Here is a 16,048-nt window from a genome sequence, read left to right on the forward strand (position 1 = left end):
GCGAGGCGAGAGCCCCGCGAACCGCTCAGGACAGACGCCGTTCGAGCGCGTCAAGCTCGGCGGTCAGCTCGGCCGGGAGCTTCTCACCGAACGTCGCGTAGTAGTCGCGGATCTGGCCGATCGCGTCGCGCCAGCCGTCCGTGTCGACGGCGAGCAGGGTGGCCATGTCGGCGTCTGAGACCTCAAGTCCGGTCGTGTCGATCCCGCCCTCACCGAGCGGGGGCAGCAGGCCGATGGGGCTCTGCAGAGCGGCCGCGGTACCCGCAACCCGTCCGAAGATCCAGGCGAGCACCCGACTGTTCTCCCCGAACCCGGGCCACAGGAACCGGCCCTCGGCATCCCGCCGGAACCAGTTGACGTAGAAGATCTTCGGCAGCTTCGCGCCGGGGGTCTCGCCGATCCGGAGCCAGTGGTCGAAGTAGTCGCCCATGTGGTAGCCGCAGAACGGCAGCATCGCCATCGAATCGAACCGGAGGGCGCCGACCGCGCCGGCCTGGGCGGCCGTCGTCTCCGAACTCATGATCGAGCCGACGAACGTGCCGTGGCGCCAGTCCCGGCACTCGTGCACGAGCGGGACGACCGTCCGCCGGCGACCGCCGAACAGGAACGCGTCGATCGGAACCCCGGCAGGGTCCTCCCACTCGGGAGCGATCGACGGGCAGCGAGCCGCCGGAGCGGTGAAGCGCGCGTTCGGGTGGGCCGCCGGCCGGTCCGCGGCCGGGGTCCAGTCAGCCCCCTCCCAGTCGGTGAGGTGGGCCGGAGCGTCCTCGGTCAGCCCCTCCCACCAGACGTCGCCGTCGTCGGTGAGCGCACAGTTCGTGAAGATCGTGTCCGAATCGACGGTGTGCAGCGCGTTCGGGTTCGTGTCCGGGCTCGTACCGGGAGCGACCCCGAAGAACCCCGCCTCCGGGTTGACCGCGTACAGGCGGCCGTCGGCGCCGAACTTCATCCAGGCGATGTCATCCCCGATCGTCTCCACCTTCCACCCCGGCAGCGTCGGGACCATCATCGCGAGGTTCGTCTTGCCACACGCGGACGGGAACGCGGCAGCGAGGAACTTCGACTCGCCGGACGGGTTGGTCAGCTTGAGGATGAGCATGTGCTCGGCCAGCCAGCCCTCGTCGTGGGCCATCACCGAGGCGATGCGCAGGGCGAAGCACTTCTTGCCGAGCAGGGCATTGCCGCCATAGCCCGACCCGTAAGACCAGATCTCCCGTGTCTCGGGGAAGTGGACGATGTACTTGTTCTCGGCGTTACACGGCCAGGGAACGTCGGGCACCCCTGGGGCCAGGGGCGCTCCGACGGAGTGGACGCAGGGGACGAAGTCGCCGTCGGGTCCGAGCACGTCGAGGGCCGCCTGGCCCATCCGGGCCATGATCCGCATCGAGGTGACGACGTAGGGCGAGTCGGTGAGCTCGACGCCGACATAGGAGATCGGCGATCCGAGCGGGCCCATGCTGAAGGGCACGACGTACATCGTGCGCCCGCGCATCGAGCCGGTGAAGAGGCCGTTGAGCGTGCGGCGCATCTCCGCCGGGTCGACCCAGTGGTTGGTCGGCCCAGCGTCGATCTCCGCTTCCGAGCAGATGAACGTGCGGTCCTCGACCCGGGCGACGTCCGCCGGATCCGACAGCGCGAGATAGGAGTTCGGCCGCCGCTCCTCAGAGAGCCGCTGGATCGTTCCCGCCTCCACCATCAGCGCGAGGAGCCGCTCGTTCTCCGCCTCTGAACCATCACACCAGTGGACGGAGTCGGCTTGGGTGAGCGCGGCGATCTCCTCCACCCAGGCCCGCAACTTGACGTTCGCGGTGGTGGCCTGAGCCGGCTCGGTGGTATGGGACATGGCGGACCTTCTCCTAAGCGGTCGGCTTCTTGGGGACGAGCACGAGCCGCTTGAACTCGGCAACGAGCACACCGTCCTGGTTGAGGACGCGGGTGTGCACCTTGACGATTCCCCGATCGGGCTTGGAGTTGGACGGGCGAACCTCCAGCACCTCGGTCTCGGCATACAGTGTGTCCCCGTGGAAGACGGGGTTGGGGTGCGACAACCCCTCGGTCGCAAGGTTGGCGATCGCCTTGCCGCTGATGTCCGAGACGCTCATGCCGAGCGCGAGCGAGTACACGTACGGACCGACGACGACGTTGCGGCCCTGCTGGGCGCCGGACGCATACACATCGTTGATGTGCAGCGGATGATGGTTCATCGTGATCAGGCAGAACAGGTGGTCGTCCGCCTCCGTGACCGTCTTGGCCGGCCAGTGCTTGTAGACGGCCCCGACCTCGAACTCCTCGAGGTACCGTCCGTAAGGATGAGCACCGGTCGCCTCGCGCGCGACCTGGTCCGTCTCAACTGAACTCATTCACGTCTCCTGGGTGGTATCGCCAAAGGGGCAAGCTCGGGAACACCAGGTACCCGAGCCGTTAAATACCCCTCCGCAAGCGGAGGCGAACGGGGGGTCTCCTGACGCCTCCTCTCCGCGCCTGGGCGGATGCTACCCGACCGTCGGCGACGATGAGGTGGCGCCCGCCAACGCCCCGTGGCCGCTACCGTCCCGGCCCTATCCCGAGAACCGCCTCCCCGAGGCCGTTTCCGTCTCAGACGATTTGAGGAGATCCGCAGTGCGCAACCCCCGTGACTTCTTCCAGCCGCTCGCGATCGGGGCCCCCGATCCGGTGCGCGAGATTCCCTTCCGGCCCTCCCGGATGATCCACTTTCTCAACTTCGCGAACGAGAAAATGGTCGCCAAGGTGCCCGAGATCGCGCCGACGGTCGACATCCTCCTGGGCAACCTCGAGGACGCCGTGTCCGTCGATGACAAGGTCGCCGCCCGGGAGGGACTGATCAAGGTTGGCTCGGAGGTCGATCTTGGCGACACGCAGCTGTGGACCCGGATCAACAGCCTCGAGTCGCCGTGGGTGCTCGACGACCTCACCGAGCTCGTCACGCGGATCGGGAACAAGCTCGACGTGATCATGATCCCGAAGGTGGAGGGCGCCCAGGACATCCACTACGTCGATCGGCTCGTCGCCCAGCTTGAGGCCAAGGCCGGGGTGACCCGTCCGATTCTCCTGCACGCGATCCTCGAAACGGCCTCGGGCATGGTCAACGTCGAGGCGATCGCCTCGGCGTCCCCCCGGATGCAGGGCATCTCCCTCGGCCCGGCCGACCTCGCTGCGAGCCGCCGGATGAAGACGACCCGTGTCGGCGGCGGCCACCCCGGGTACGTCTCGATCGCCGACCCCACCGAGGACGGTGCCGAGCGCCGGACGGCCCAGCAGGATCCGTGGCACTACACGATCGCGCGGATGGTCGACGCCTGCACCGCCAACGGCATCCTACCCTTCTACGGTCCCTTCGGCGACATCAAGGACACCGAGGCCTGTGAAGCGCAGTTCCGGGCCGCGTTCCTGCTCGGCTGCGTCGGCACCTGGAGCCTCCATCCGGTGCAGATCGGGATCGCCAAGAAGGTGTTCTCGCCCGACCCTGACGAGGTCCGCTTCGCCAAGAAGGTGATTGAGGCGATCCCCGACGGACGGGGCGTCCACATGATCGACGGGAAGATGCAGGACGACGCGACCTGGAAGCAGTCCAAGGTGCTCGTCGACCTTGCGACCCTCCTGGCCGAGAAGGACCCGGAGCTCAAGACCGCCTACGGGCTCTAACCCCGGGGCGCACAGGGGCGGGCACGCGGGCGCCGACAAGCGCGTCCGCAGGCCCGCCCCGCCATACTGACCCGTCGATGAGGATCTCCGCCAAAGCCGACTACGCCGTGCGCGCCGTCGTCGAACTCGCTGCGAGCACGGAGGACAAGCCGGTCAAGGCCGAGCGGATCGCCACCGCCCAGGAGATCCCGCTCAACTTCCTCGAGAACATCCTCGGCGAGCTGCGCCACGCCGGCATCGTCCGGTCCCACCGCGGCGCCGAGGGCGGCTTCCGCCTCGCCCGGCCGGCCGAGGAGATCCAGGTCGCCGAGGTCATCCGTGCCGTCGAAGGTCCACTCGCGAGCGTCCGCGGCGCTCCGCCGGAGGACTCCTCCTACCCGGGCGCCTCCGCCGCCCTTCCCCGCGTGTGGATTGCGGTCCGCGCGAACCTGCGCCGGGTCGTCGAGGTCGTGACGATCGCCGACATCGCGAGCGGCGCCCTACCTGACGCGGTGGAGGCCCTCGCCCGCGACCCGGAGGCCTGGGTCACCCGCTGAGCGTGACCTTGCGCCTCGGGCACGGCCCCCCGCGCCACCCCCTGTCAGGCACAGGCCGTGATCTCCCAGATCGGCTGACAGATCGCGTCCCACAGGGGCCGCGGGCGATCGTGGCCCATGTCCGCGATCAACACGAGCCGGGCCCCGGGGATCAACTCGGCGGTCCGCTCCCCACCGGAGGGGGCGATCAGCGTGTCGTCGAGACCGTGCAGGACGAGCGTCGGCAGCGCCAGCGCGGCGAGCGCGGCCGCGCGCGACCCGCCGGCGAGCATCGCCGCGAGCTGGCGCTGGGTTCCCTCCGGGCAGAGCCCGCGGTCAAAGGCCTCGGCGGCGAGCCGACGTGTCTCCTCGGCCTCCGGGTATCGGTGCGAGTGCCAGGCCAGCCACCGGGACGAGGAGTCGATGTAGGCCTCACGCTCGGTCGGGCTCGGGGCGAGCAGCGCATCGAGTGAGGCAGGCGCGGCCTGACCGTACTCGGGCTCGCCGGTGGAGGACATCATCGACGTGAGGCTGAGCAGACGCCCCGGATGCTCGATCGCCATCGTCTGGGCGATGAACCCGCCCATCGAAGCGCCGAGCACGTGCGCACGCTCGAGCCCGAGCGCGTCGAGCAGGCCGACCGCATCGGCAGCCATGTCGCTCAACGTGTACGGCGCGAGCGCACGGGCTCCGTCGAGGTCGCCGGCGAGGACCCGAGACATGATCGCCTCGATCGGTGCGGGCGCGTCCGCGAACTTCTGTGAGAGGCCGGTGTCGCGATTGTCGAAGCTGATCACGTACCGGCCGGGAGCAGCGAGGTGGGCACAGAAAGCGCGTGGCCAGCCGATCAGCTGCGTGCCGAAACCCATCACCATCAGGATCGGCTGATCCGCCGGGGACCCGTGGGTCTCGTACTCGAGGGCGATTCCGCTGGGCAGCGTGACCTGGGTCATTCGGGGCAGAACTGTAGTCTCCCGCCCCGAATGTCAGAGACCTCCCCCATCCGTCTGCGCTCGGTGCTCTACATGCCCGGCGCCAACGAGCGCGCGCTCGAAAAGGCCAAGGGCCTCGCAGCGGACGCGCTCATCCTCGACCTCGAGGATGCCGTCGCCCCGGCCGCCAAGGAGGAGGCCCGTGAGCGGGTCGCCGCCGCCGTCGGCGCCTACCCGTCCAAGACGGTGACGATCCGCGTCAACGCGATCGGCACCCGCTGGCATGCGCGCGACGTCGAGGTCGCCGGACAGGCCGGCCCGGATGCGATCGTCGTGCCGAAGGTCGGCTCGGTCGCCGACGTGCTCGGCGTCGCCGACGCCCTCGAGGCCGCGGGCGCCCCGGAGCGCACGGCGATCTGGGCGATGATCGAGTCCCCCGCGGCGATCCTCCACGCCGAGGCGATCGCGGCTGCGACCGAGCGGCTCACCGTGCTCGTGATGGGCACCAACGACCTGCTCAAGGAGCTGTACGCGACCGCGACGCCCGGCCGTGAGGCACTGCTGACGAGCCTGAAGTGGGCCGTCCTGTCCGCGCGGGCGGCGAACAAGATGATCCTCGACGGCGTCTACAACGACGTCAAGAACCTCGAGGGCTTCACCGCGGAGGCGCTGCAGGGCAAGCAGTTCGGCTTTGACGGGAAGACCCTGATCCACCCGGGGCAGATCGAGCCGACCAACACCGTCTTCTCCCCCTCCGCCGAGGAGATCGCCCACGCCGAGAAGGTGATCGCCGCCTTTGAGGAGGCCGAGGCGGCCGGGGCCGGCGTCGTCACCGTGGACGGGGCGATGATCGAGAATCTGCATGTCGAAACGGCCCGGCGGATCCTCACGCTCGCCGGCTGATCACATCGCCGCCCACCCCCAGCTCAACCCAGCCGGCGCAGCCGACGCTCGGCCGCGGGTTTTCTCGTGATTCTCTTGGGTTGAGCGGGTACCGTTAAGCGTCGATGACCGGGATGGCCCTGATGTTGACGCCGGTGCCCCACGGGTGGGCGGTCACGCTCACCGACGGTCGCGAGCTTGCGCGGTTCGTCGGACCGTTCGCGCGCCAGCGCGCGCTGCGGTTCCTCTCGTCGCTCACCGCCGCCAGCTAGAGCGACGCGCGCGGGACGACGACCTCACTCACCGCCGGGCGCGGGCAACCTCGAACACGCTGAAGCTGAGCACCGCCGCGACGACGAGCGGAAGCACGAACCAGCCGGCATGGCCGATCAACGCGGTGAGCGCGAGGGCGACGATCACCGCGACGGCGACTCGCCAGTCGTCACCGACGACAAAGTCGTAGAGAAAGCGCAGGAAGGCCTGTATCCGGGTCATGCCGCCACCCCGACCCGAACCTGGCGGCGCAGCGCCGAGACGAGCCCGAGCGCGACCAGGGCGACCACCGGGATCACCCACAGCAGCGAGGCGTCCGCCCCGGGCCAGTGGGCGCCGGCGCCCTCACCACCCCAGAAGGTGCCGAAGCTCGTCAACATCACCCCGACGATGAACTTCATCGTGTTCTCCGGCACCCGGGCGAGGGGTGCCTTGAGCGCGGCGCCAGCGGCGGTGACGGCAAGCACGGCGATCACCGCCGCGACCGCGGCGAGGGGAACGTCGTGCTGGTTGGCCCCGAAGGTGAGGGCGATGAACACGACCTCGAGCCCCTCCAGAAACGAGCCCTTGAAGGCGATCAGGAACGAGTAGCCGTCGAGCCGATCCGGCGGCACCTCACCGGCGGCTCGGGCGGCGGCGGTCTCCTGCCGGTAGGCCGCATCCTCATCATGGAGGGCCTTGAGCCCGCTCGCGCGCAGGATCGCCTTGCGCAGCCACTGCAGGCCGAAGATGAGCAGCAGCCCACCGACGAGGACCCGGAGCGTGTTGAGCGGAATCGCCGTGAGCGCCGGTCCGAGCGCAGCGGTGATCACGGCGAGCGCGAGGAGGGCGGCCCCAACCCCGTAGTAGGCCGACCGCCAGCTGCGGGAACTGCCGACGGCGAGGACGATCGTCAGCGCCTCCACCGCCTCAACCGCGCAAGCGAGGAAGACGGAGACGGCCAGCCCGGCTTGGGTCGCGCTCATCGGTGTGGTCCTTGGTGCATGGGCTCGGGTCCCTTCTCAGGCGTCCGGGAACGGTCCGTTCACCGTCCAGGCGGGAACCTGGTCACCATCATTGTGGATGATCGGCCGGCCGGCGTCCTCGTCGCGCCGAGCCGGAACGCCGGCTCCGGTGCCGGCGAGCACCGCCGCCCCGGCGAGCGGCGGGCTCGGCGTGTGGGGATCCTCGCCAAAGACGAGCGCGGTGCCGGGGTCGATGTAGACGTCAACCTCCGTCCCGCGTGGAAAGGAGCGGCGGTCGAAGATGCCGGTGAAGGAGACTCCGGCGCCGGCCTCGAGCACGTACACGTACCCGCGTCCCTGGTAGGCGCCGTCGCGGACAACTGCGCGCAGCGAGGCGGCCCGGGCGCCGCGCCGGACGATCCGGGCGGCCGTCGGGCGCAACAGCACCTGCACGGCCGCCCCGGCCGGCAACGGGGCGAGGACGGTCGCCGCCAGCTCGAGCTGGCGGCGCGGATCGTCGCTGGGGATGAGCACCCGCCCGCGGCCGGGACAGCTCCGCGGGCCGGTGAGCAGCCGACCGTGCAGGGTGCCGCTGACCCCGGTGAAACGCGCGATGAACGGGCTCGCGGGGGTCCGGTAGATCGTCTCCGGCGCGCCGATCTGGACGAGCTCCCCGTTCTCGAGGACACCGATCTCATCCCCGAGGGCGAACGCCTCGGCCTGATCGTGGGTGATGTAGACGGCGGTGGCGCCGTGGTCGCGCGACAGCGTGCCGATCTCCACTCGCAGCCGTTCGCGCAGGTTCGCATCCAGCGCCGACAACGGCTCGTCGAAGAGCAGCACCCCCGGCCTCGCCACGAGCGCCCGCGCGAGCGCGACCCGCTGCTGCTGGCCGCCCGAGAGCTCGTGCGGGTACCGCTCGCCGTAGGCGGCGAGGCCGACCTTGTCGAGCATCGCGGCGGCCCGCGCCAGGCCCTCGACCCGGGAGAGTGACCGCCGGCGCAACGGGAAGGCGACGTTCTGGCTGACGGTGAGGTGCGGCCACAGGGCGAAGTCCTGGAAGACCATGCCGAGATCACGCTTGTCCGGGGCGACGTGGACGCGGTCGGAGGCGACGAGGCGCCCGCCGATCTCGATCTCCCCGGCGGTCGGGCGCTCGATCCCCGCAAGGCAGCGGATCAGCGTCGTCTTGCCGCTGCCGGATGGGCCGAGCAGAACGAGGAAGCGCCCCGGCGCGAGGGTGAGGCTCGCCTCCTTCAGCGCGGCGATCTGCCCGTAGCGTTTGCTGACCGAACGCAGCTCGACATTGGCGGCGCTCATGACTGGGCGGCCCCGACTTGGCGCCAGCCGCGCGGGGCGAGCAGGCGGTAGAGGGCCAGGACGACTCCGACGATGACGAGCGCGCCGAGCACCGACAGCACCTCCATGGCAGATCCCTCCGAGTAGTGATAGTTGGACAGCTCCTTGTTGATCATCACCGACAGCGGAAACTTTCCGGGCGGGTAGAGGAACTCGGAGATCGGCAGCTCGAAGAACGTGCCGGCGAAGCAGTAGAGCCACACCCAGACGACGTAGCGGGAGAGGACCGGCAGGGCCACCCGGGCCCACGCGACCGGGCCGCTCGCCCCGTGCGTTCGCGCGGAGGTGAGGAGGCCGTCGTCGAGTTGGGCGAGCGGACCGACGAGGATCCGCGAGTTGTTCGGCAACGCCCCGGCGATGTAGGCGAGGGTGAGCAGGAACGTCGTGCCGTAGAGGGCGAGGCCGAGCGAGTGCATCAGGGGCAGGTTGTAGATGAGGATGTAGCCGGCCGCCATCACGAGGGAGGGGAGCGCGACGGCGCCGAGCAGGACGAGGTCGAGTACGCGCCCGACCGGGCCGGTGTTCTGACGGGTGAGCAGGCGCGCGACCGGAACGGAGAGGACCATCACGACCGCTGCGCAGATGAGCGACAGCTTCAGCGAGTACAGGAGCGGGGCAGTCAATGCGCCGTCGCGCAGCACCTCTGCGTAATAGTGCAGAGTGAGCCCGGAGCCGCCGAAGATGCTGCCGTCGTTCGTGAGCAGCGATGCGCTCACCGCGCCGACGATCGGCACACCGAGGGCGATCAGAAAGAAGACGACGACCACCCCGACGGCAACCACCTGGCCGAGGGGACGGAACTGGTGGCGGCTGCAGGGGCGGGTGCGGCCTGACAGGACGCGATAGGCGCGGCCGTTGAGGGCGCGGCGCTGGGCGAAGAGGGCGATCCCGGCGAGCCCGACGAGCGTGCAGCCGATCGACGCGGCGAGGGGGAAGCTGAGCGGAATGCTGTAGACGGCGTTGTAGAGGGCGTAGGTGGCAAGGAAGTACTGGGAGTCGTACCCGAGGGTGGTGGCGACGCCGTAGTCGCTGATCGTCTCGGCGAACACGATCGCCAGGGCCGTCCAGATCGCCGGGGCGATGATCGGCAGCACGACCCGCAGCGCGCCGAGCCGGCCGGCCCCGTGGGCGCGAGCGGCATGCTCGAAGCTCGACCCGAGCCCGGGAAGCGCCGCGGAGACGGCGAGGTAGGCAAACGGCACGCCCTTGAGCCCGTCGACGAGGATGATCCCGACCGGCCCGTACAGCGGACCCCGGCCGAAGGTCGCGACGCTGGTGAGGAGTGGTCCGGCGTGGTCGAGCACGCCCGCGGGCTCGAACAACCGCTCCCAGCCGATCGCGACGAGGTAGCTCGGACTGAGCAGCAGCGCCCAGATCCCGACGCTCCACAGCCGCCGGCCGATCACGTTGGTGCGGTGGACGAGCAGGGCGAGCGGGAGCCCGCAGGTGACGGCCAGCAGCGCCGAGCCGACGCCGACGAGCGCCGTCCGGCTGAGGGAGGCAAGGGAGGCGCCGCTGAAGGCCTGACCGAAGTACTCGAGGGTGAACCACTGATGTCCCTGGACGAACAAGCGCGGACTCACCGAGACGAGCAGGAACGCGCCGATCGGGACGATCACCAGCACGGCGAGCACGGTGAACATCACCGTGCTCAGCCCGAGACGGGGCCGGACGCGTGGGATCCGCAGGGATCCCACGCGCCGGCGGGCCGGGGTGAGGACGCTCATGGGCGCCTCACCGCCCTGCTCGACGTCATCGGCACCGACCCGTCCACCCCACTACTGGGCGATGTTGTTCGTGAACCAGCCGTTGATCGCCGCTTCCCGCGCCCCCCACGTGTAGGGGTTGATCGTCTGGCTCGACAGGGACGAGAAGGCCGGCAGCTCGCTCTTGGGCGCGGTGTTGGGGGCCACCGGCCAGTAGAGGGAGTCGCCGGTCGGGTCGCCGGTCTGCATCTGGTGCTGCCCGGCCGGGCTGAGCACGTAGCTGATGAACTTCTGCGCCTCCGCCTGGACGGCCGCCGGCGCCTTGGCGTCGACCCCGATCGCGGAGGGGAGGACGGTGAGGTCGGGGAGGAAGTCGACCTTCAGCCCCGGCGTCGTCGCCGCGGCGCCGATCGCCGCCGAGCTTTGGATCAGCCCGAGCGCGATCTGACCGGTGGTGAGCAGGTGGAGGGTGTCCCCGTTGGTCTGGGACACGTGGAGGCCGTTGGCTTTGAGCTTCTTGAGGTAGCTCTCGCCGGCGGAGACGCCGCCCATCATCTGCATGATCCCGGCGACGCACGGATAGGTGGGGCCCGAGACGGCCGGGTCGTTCATGCCGACCTTCCCCTTCAGGCTCGCCGACAGCAGGCCCGCCCACGTCTTGGGCGGGTTCGGCAGCAGCTTGGCGTTGTAGATCGCCGTGCAGCCCATGGTGATCCCCGTCGGCACGAAGCTGTGGTCCGAAGGCACGACCTTCTCCCCGGCGGCGTTGAGCGGGGGCACCTGGAGTCCCTTCCTGAGCAGGCCCTGCTGATCGAGCGAGGCAAAGGCGGTCGCTCCGTCCACCCACAGCAGTCCCCACTGCGGGTCGGCCTTCTCGGCCTGGATGCGCGCGAGCAGCGGCCCGGTCGAGTCGTCGACAAGCTCAGTCGGCACACCGGTCGCCGCCGAGAACGCCTTCACCGTGTTGATGTCATAGCCCTGAGCGGAGTACACCAGCAGCGTCGGGCCCTTGCCGGCGCCGTGGTTGGCGTGCAGGTCCGCTCCGGGGACGTTCGTCGCCGAGCTGGCAGCGCTCGCCGTAGCGGCAGTGCTCGCCGTGCCGGTCGTGGCGGGCGACGCGCTCGTGGCGGCCGGCGCGGCGGCGTGGGTGGTGGTCGAGCTTGACCCACAGGCGCTGATCGCGGTCGCAGCGAGGAGGGCGGCGGCGGCACCAAGGGCCGTCCGGGGGTGGAGGTGCACGGCGGAGGGGCTCCTTCTCTGAGATGACGGACGGGACGGACGGAACGCGCTCCGCCCCAACCTGGACGCCGCTCAGTGTCGGGGCCCTCGGATGGGGCCGTGTTGCCGAGATGTAATTCAGGGCGCCCTTATTCGCCGGCCGGCAGCGGCGCCGGGGACTCCGGCGCCGAGGCGGCGGACGCGGCCGGCCCGGCTTCTGACCCGACTCGCCCGAACAGGCGCGCGTGGGCGGCCGGGGTGAGCGGGCGGTAGACGCTCGCGAGCCGATCGAGATACCACGCCGGGCGCGTCCCCTCGGCCGGCACGGGCACCCCCTTCTGGCGCAGGGGTCCGGTGTCCGGGCGGTACCAGGTGGTGACGGGGATCTCGGCGACGACACAGACGACGTCGGGACGCTGGGCGGGCGGGACCGGCGCGAGCGCAGCGGTGAGGTCGCGCTGCTGCAGCTCCCGCCCGTCCTGAAGGGTGACCGCGGCAACGGCGATCTCGGAGCCATCTCCGGATCCGCGCGCCCCGATACCGACCGCGACGGCGAGATCGACGGGCGGGAGGGCGTTGAGGGCCCGCACGATCGGGGAACGGAACACCGGACCACGGTCGGTGGCGATCACGTCGTTGATTCCGTCCATCCGCCAGTAGTCGCCGTCGGCATCCCGCTGGAACAGGTCGCCGGTCTCGATCCAGGCGTCACCACGCTCGAACACGCCGCGCAGGACGCCGCTGTCGTGAGCCTGCCCGGGCGCGGCCCGGGCGAGCAGCATCCCGGTCTCATGCGGGGCGGCGGGCCGGACGAACCCGCGGATATCGAGCGCATAATCGCCCGTGCTGGGGTCATAGGCGCCGATCCGGACCTCGGCGGAACCCGGCAGCGGACGCCCCATCGCCCCCGGCTTGGCGCCGGACAGGTTGACGAGGATCGCGCCCGCCTCGGTCGCCGCGTAGAACTCGAGCACCCGGGCAGGCCGGAAGCGACTCTGGGTTCGCTGCCAGAGGCCGGTCGGCATCCCGGAGCCGATGAACAGGCGCAGGGAGTGGTGGCGCTCGCCCGGGTTCTCGGGCGCGTTGACGAGTTCGCGCACCATCGTCCACGTGTAGGAGGCGACGGTCACCCCGTAGCGGCGGACCTCCTCCCAGAAGGTCGCCGGGTCGAACTGGGTGGCGAGGGCGAGCCGAGCGCCGCCGGCGACCGCGCCGCCGATGGCGGTCATCACGCCGGAGGGGTGGTAGAGCGGGGTGACGCTGTAGACGGTGTCGGAAGAGCCGAGCGCCGCTGAGGAGGCGGTCCCGAATGCGCTCATCGCCCACCGGCTGTTGGTGATCCGGTGCATCCGGATGTGAGGGCCCGCACCGGTGAAGACGATGAAGGCGAGATCCTTGGCCCGACCGGGGTCAGGCTGATACCACCCGGGCAGCGCGACCGCCTCCGGGTCGATCTGCTCCATGTCCGCGCTGAGGGGAACACCAAGGTCACGCGGACCGCCTCCGCCGCCGAGGACGAAGCTGTGAACCGTCGCCACCCCGGCGGCGAGCGGCGCTCGCTCCGGATCGGCGATGATCAGACGCAGGTCGGCGAGGGCGGCCTCCGCCGCGACGTCCCCGTCGGGGCGCAGCAGCACCGCGACCGCCCCGAGGCGGTTGATCGCGATCGCCAGCGCGAGCGCGCTCGGGCGGGAGGACATCAGCACCCCGACCCGCTCGCCGTGCCGGATCCCGATCGCGATCAGCCCGCGTACGACGTTGTCGATGCGCTCGTTGATGTCACGCGCCGTGTAGGCGCGATCACCGAACAGGAAGAAGATGTCGTTGGGGGACTTCTGGCGGCGCTCCTCGACGAGAGACCCGATCGAGATGCGCGTATTCGGCTCGATCTGGGCAAGTCGAGTGAGGCGCGGGAGCTGCCCGGCCGCCTCCCGGGTGATCTCGCTCACCGCGCCGACCGTGCGCTGGGTCGTGCGCAGCGCCTGGCGGACGATTCCCCCGGAGACACCACCGGCGAGCTCAAGGCCGTAGCCGACTCGCCCAGCGCCTCCGCTGAGGCGATCGGTGACCGTCGCGGGCGGATCGTCGCCGTCGGTGACCGGGACGATCGCCGCCGGCCGGTCGGCATCACCGGCCCGCCAGCGGGCCCACTGGCTCACGACCGGCCAGCTTTCGGTGTTGGCAGTCTGACCGACGACGAGGCCGAAGTGACCGGCCTTGAGCGCGAGTTCGTAGACCTCCGCCCGCGGGGCCGCCCGGCGGATCGCACGCACCCCGGCCGCCGGAGCGATCTCGTCGACGGTGCCGACGACCGACAGGATCGGACAACGGATGTCGGCGAGGCTGAGGAGGCGGTCCTCGATCACGAAGCCACCCTGGAGCATGCGGTTGTGGCTGATGAACTGCTCGAGGAAGTCGGCGAGGGCCGGACCGGGCCAGGCCACCCACCCATCCGCCTCAAGGAACCGGCGCTGCCCCTCCCGGGGCAGGAGCGCCTCGCGGTCGTGGAGACGCATGATGAATTCGATCCGGTTGCGGATCGACTTGACCGGGTCGAGCAGCCGGAAGCCGGTCCGGCTCACCCACGCCGGCACCGCGGGAAGCAGTTCCCCGACGACCCGGTTGGTGAGGACCCCCGCTCCGATCGTCGCGAGCTGCTCGGGAAGCCCGAAGGGCATACCGAGCTGGGTGTCGACCGGCGAGCCGAACGTGATCAGCGAGGCGATCCCGGCGTTCCGGCGGTAGGCGGCCACCTGATAGCAGAACATCCCACCCTGGGAATATCCGGCGAGATGAACGTCGTGTCCGGTCGCGGCCCGCACCTCACTCACCGCGGCGTCGATCGCGAGAACGTGGTCAGTGAGGGTCCGTTCGAGCCCGCCCTCCTCTCGCTCGGGAGCCCCGAAGTCGACGAGCCACGGGTCGACGCCGTGCTCGGCGAGCAGTGTGACCGCGCTCGTCTGGGTGGAGACGTCGTAGATCTCAGAAGCGAGCATCAGCGGCGGGACGAGCAGCACCGGCGGCACGCCGGCCTTCTCGGCGTCCGGGTAGTAGCGGCGCAACCGAAACACGCGATGCTCGGAGACGACCTCATAGGGGGACGGGCGATCATCCGTGCTGAGGCCGCCAAAACGGGCGACCTCGAGGGCATTCTGTGCCGCGGCGCCGAGGCGCCCCACCGGCCGCGTGAGAGTCTGGGGAAGCAGTCGCATGGTTCGCACTACATTCTCGGGCATGGGAGCTGACTTTGAGACGGTGACGCTGGAGAGCCGCGACGGAGTGGTGACGCTCACCCTCAACCGCCCCGAGGCCCTCAACGCATGGGACGCCCAGCTCGGTCACGACCTCGCCGCCGCGCTCGCCGGGGTTGCGGCCGACCCGGAGGCGCGGGCGCTGCTCATCTGCGGGGCCGGGCGGGCGTTCTCCTCCGGGGCCGACCTGCGCAGCGAGATGCCGCTCACCGCGGACGGGAAGCCCGACCTGTACGGACGGCTGCACGACCTCTACAACCCGGTGATCCTCGCTGTCCGGCGCCTCGGCATCCCGGTGATCGCGGCGATCAACGGCGCCGCCGTCGGGGTCGGGGCCTCACTCGCACTCGCCTGTGACCTGATCGTCTGCGGCCAGTCCGCCTACTTCCTGCTCGCCTTCGCCAACATCGGGCTCAGCGTCGACGGCGGAGCCTCGACCCTGCTCGCGGGCCGGGTCGGCTACACGCGGGCGGTCGAGCTGGCGATGCTCGCGGACCGCCTGTCCGCCGCTGAGGCGCTCGGCTGGGGACTCGTCAACCGCGTCGTCCCCGACACGGAGCTCACCGACACTGCGACGGCGCTCGCTCGCCGCCTGTCCGCCGGTCCGCCCGGCGCCTACGCGGCGATCAAGACGCTGCTTGACGACGCCTGCTTCCCGGGGCTCGAGCGCCAGCTCGAGCGCGAGGCGGTCCTCCAACAGGAGCGCGGGGAGTCAGCCGACTTCGTCGAGGGCGTGAGCGCGTTCCTGGAGCGCCGCCCCGCCCGCTTCCGCGGCGAATGAGCCCGGTCCGGTCCGCCACGCCTGCGGACGTCGCTGAGATCCACGCGATGGTCGTCGAACTCGCCGAGTACGAGCGCGACCCCGACGCCGTTCGCGCGACGCCCGCCGACCTCCACGCGGCGCTGTTCGGCCCGCGCCCCGTCGCCGAGGCGATCATCGCCGAGCCGGCACCGTCTCACCGGCCCGCCGGTGCCCCTGCGATCGCCGGCCACGCCGTGTTCTACGAGACCTTCTCCACCTGGGAGGGACGGCCCGGCATCTGGCTCGAGGATCTCTACGTCCGCCCCGCCTACCGGGGCACCGGGCTCGGCGCCGCGCTGTTCTCCCATCTCGCCCGACTCGTGATCGCCCGCGAAGGCGCACGACTGGAGTGGGTCGCCCTCGACTGGAACACACCCGCGCTCGACTTCTACGAGCGCTTCGGCGCCCGCCGCTACGGGCAGTGGCCGCTGCACCGCCTCAGCGGCGCCGCGCTCGATGCCGCCGCCGAACCGCACCGGCCTGGGAAATAGAGAGGCCCCGCA

The 16,048-nt window shown here is 70.6% G+C and carries 15 protein-coding genes; 6 read left to right on the forward strand and 9 right to left on the reverse strand.

Features of this window, described 5'->3' with window-relative positions; all coding sequences use genetic code 11:
• Nucleotides 1-25: 25 nt before the first annotated feature.
• Nucleotides 26-1,843 carry a phosphoenolpyruvate carboxykinase (GTP) gene (locus tag M3M55_RS12830; protein ID WP_249009897.1) on the reverse strand — a complete coding sequence of 606 codons (1,818 nt, stop codon included), beginning with the start codon at nucleotides 1,841-1,843 and terminating at the stop codon, nucleotides 26-28.
• A gap of 13 nt (nucleotides 1,844-1,856) precedes the next feature.
• Nucleotides 1,857-2,360, reverse strand: coding sequence for a MaoC family dehydratase (locus M3M55_RS12835; RefSeq protein WP_249009898.1), 504 nt, complete (start codon nucleotides 2,358-2,360; stop codon nucleotides 1,857-1,859).
• A 259-nt stretch (nucleotides 2,361-2,619) separates the two neighbouring features.
• Between M3M55_RS12835 and M3M55_RS12840 the strand changes: the two genes are divergently transcribed.
• On the forward strand, nucleotides 2,620-3,663 hold the full coding sequence (locus tag M3M55_RS12840; protein ID WP_249009899.1) for a CoA ester lyase: 1,044 nt from the start codon (nucleotides 2,620-2,622) through the stop codon (nucleotides 3,661-3,663).
• 77 nt (nucleotides 3,664-3,740) lie between these two features.
• The gene (locus tag M3M55_RS12845) at nucleotides 3,741-4,199 is read left to right on the forward strand and encodes an Rrf2 family transcriptional regulator (protein ID WP_249009900.1); all 459 of its coding nucleotides are present in this window, start codon (nucleotides 3,741-3,743) and stop codon (nucleotides 4,197-4,199) included.
• 44 nt (nucleotides 4,200-4,243) lie between these two features.
• On the opposite strand, the gene M3M55_RS12850 is transcribed toward M3M55_RS12845, so the two are convergent.
• Nucleotides 4,244-5,131 (reverse strand): alpha/beta fold hydrolase, encoded by an 888-nt coding sequence (locus M3M55_RS12850; RefSeq protein WP_249009901.1) that lies wholly within the window; start codon nucleotides 5,129-5,131, stop codon nucleotides 4,244-4,246.
• A gap of 30 nt (nucleotides 5,132-5,161) precedes the next feature.
• Between M3M55_RS12850 and M3M55_RS12855 the strand changes: the two genes are divergently transcribed.
• Nucleotides 5,162-6,013 (forward strand): CoA ester lyase, encoded by an 852-nt coding sequence (locus tag M3M55_RS12855; RefSeq protein WP_249009902.1) that lies wholly within the window; start codon nucleotides 5,162-5,164, stop codon nucleotides 6,011-6,013.
• Nucleotides 6,014-6,117: 104 nt separating this feature from the next.
• Entirely contained in the window at nucleotides 6,118-6,264 is a 147-nt protein-coding gene (locus M3M55_RS12860; protein WP_249009903.1) for a hypothetical protein, read from the forward strand.
• Nucleotides 6,265-6,292: 28 nt separating this feature from the next.
• On the opposite strand, the gene M3M55_RS12865 is transcribed toward M3M55_RS12860, so the two are convergent.
• From M3M55_RS12865 to M3M55_RS12890, 6 genes are all read right to left on the reverse strand, one after another.
• A complete protein-coding gene (locus M3M55_RS12865; protein ID WP_249009904.1) occupies nucleotides 6,293-6,487 on the reverse strand; it encodes a hypothetical protein in 195 nt (64 codons plus the stop codon).
• Nucleotides 6,484-7,230: a COG4280 domain-containing protein gene (locus M3M55_RS12870; protein WP_249009905.1), complete on the reverse strand. Its 747-nt coding sequence runs from the start codon at nucleotides 7,228-7,230 to the stop codon at nucleotides 6,484-6,486. Before M3M55_RS12870 ends, M3M55_RS12865 begins: the two co-directional genes overlap by 4 nt.
• Nucleotides 7,231-7,266: 36 nt before the next feature.
• Nucleotides 7,267-8,529, reverse strand: a complete 1,263-nt coding sequence (locus M3M55_RS12875; protein WP_249009906.1) for an ABC transporter ATP-binding protein — start codon at nucleotides 8,527-8,529, stop codon at nucleotides 7,267-7,269.
• Nucleotides 8,526-10,295 carry an iron ABC transporter permease gene (locus tag M3M55_RS12880; protein WP_249009907.1) on the reverse strand — a complete coding sequence of 590 codons (1,770 nt, stop codon included), beginning with the start codon at nucleotides 10,293-10,295 and terminating at the stop codon, nucleotides 8,526-8,528. The genes M3M55_RS12875 and M3M55_RS12880 overlap by 4 nt, the downstream gene beginning before the upstream one ends.
• A 51-nt stretch (nucleotides 10,296-10,346) precedes the next feature.
• Nucleotides 10,347-11,513 (reverse strand): ABC transporter substrate-binding protein, encoded by a 1,167-nt coding sequence (locus M3M55_RS12885; protein ID WP_249009908.1) that lies wholly within the window; start codon nucleotides 11,511-11,513, stop codon nucleotides 10,347-10,349.
• A 128-nt stretch (nucleotides 11,514-11,641) separates the two neighbouring features.
• Nucleotides 11,642-14,704: an AMP-binding protein gene (locus tag M3M55_RS12890; RefSeq protein WP_249009909.1), complete on the reverse strand. Its 3,063-nt coding sequence runs from the start codon at nucleotides 14,702-14,704 to the stop codon at nucleotides 11,642-11,644.
• 22 nt (nucleotides 14,705-14,726) lie between these two features.
• Here M3M55_RS12890 and M3M55_RS12895 point away from each other — a divergent pair, with 22 nt between their 5' ends.
• Together M3M55_RS12895 and M3M55_RS12900 are read left to right on the forward strand one after the other, a co-directional pair.
• A complete protein-coding gene (locus tag M3M55_RS12895; protein ID WP_249009910.1) occupies nucleotides 14,727-15,524 on the forward strand; it encodes an enoyl-CoA hydratase-related protein in 798 nt (265 codons plus the stop codon).
• Nucleotides 15,521-16,036: a GNAT family N-acetyltransferase gene (locus tag M3M55_RS12900; RefSeq protein ID WP_249009911.1), complete on the forward strand. Its 516-nt coding sequence runs from the start codon at nucleotides 15,521-15,523 to the stop codon at nucleotides 16,034-16,036. Before M3M55_RS12895 ends, M3M55_RS12900 begins: the two co-directional genes overlap by 4 nt.
• Nucleotides 16,037-16,048 lie beyond the last annotated feature (12 nt).

Source organism: Conexibacter sp. DBS9H8, assembly GCF_023330685.1.
Classification (GTDB): Bacteria; Actinomycetota; Thermoleophilia; order Solirubrobacterales; family Solirubrobacteraceae; genus Palsa-465.